Source organism: Methylobacterium sp. B1, from assembly GCF_000333255.1.
Taxonomy (GTDB): Bacteria; Pseudomonadota; Alphaproteobacteria; order Rhizobiales; family Beijerinckiaceae; genus Methylobacterium; species Methylobacterium fujisawaense.
Window position 1 is genome coordinate 1 of sequence record NZ_BACT01000748.1, and the last position, 903, is coordinate 903.

General features: G+C 71.3%; 2 pseudogenes. Both read right to left on the minus strand.

Going from position 1 to position 903, the window contains the following annotated elements:
• Window positions 1-244, minus strand: a pseudogene (locus I53_RS21990) (CbbBc protein); the annotation flags it as partial.
• A gap of 157 nt (window positions 245-401) precedes the next feature.
• A pseudogene (locus I53_RS21995) lies at window positions 402-903 on the minus strand (dihydroorotate dehydrogenase (quinone)); the annotation flags it as partial.

Sequence of the window (903 nt, forward strand, 5' to 3'; positions counted from 1 at the left end):
TGTCGGTGGCCTCCCAGGAGACCGCCTTCACGCCGTTCTCGCAGAACTCGAAGGACGAGCCGTGCTCAGGGTCGCCCCAGGCGCAGCCGGGGCAGTCGAACCCGTCGGGCTGATTGGCCTTCAACAGCGCGCGGGCGCCGGTGAGGGGCGCGCGGCTGCCGAGCAGGTGCTTGCCGCAGCTCTTCAGAGCACCCCAGCCGCCGGCGGCGGATGAGCGCTTGGAAGACCCTTCAGATTGGGCCATGAACCGTCCTGGATTGGCTGACGCGACGTGTCTCGCAGACGCGAGATAAGCGGCTCTCCAGGTCCCTCACAATGGCGTGCGGGCGCAGGCCCCTCATGCATGGGGCACAGGCTAAGCTCCCACTCCGCAAAGCCTTTCTAAACTGGCGCGTCCCCTCTCACGCGGTGCGGGCGAGTTCCGCGGCGTCCCGTCCGACCACCGTGGCGAGGCTGGTGACGCCGGCCCGGTCCATCTGCGCCAGCAGGCCCGCCTTGATGCGCCCGACCAGTCCCGGGCCCTCGTACACGAGCGCGGAGTAGAGCTGCACGAGACTGGCCCCGGCCCGGATCTTGGCCCAGGCGGCCTCCGCCGAATCTACGCCGCCGACGCCGATCAGCGGAATCGTGTCTCCGACCCGCAGGCGCGTCTGGGCCAGCATCCGGGTCGCCGGGCCGAAGAGCGGCCGGCCCGACAGCCCGCCGGTCTCCCGGGCGAGCCCCTGCTCGCGGAGGCTCGCCGGACGGGCCACGGTGGTGTTGGACACGACGAGGGCCTGAACGCCGCGCCGTTGCCGCGTTGCGCAAACCGCGTCGAAGGCGTCCAAAGCCATGTCGGGGGCGATCTTCAGGAGGATCGCCGCGTCTGCACCCGCCCGTCGCGGGCCTCGACCGTCCGGGCGA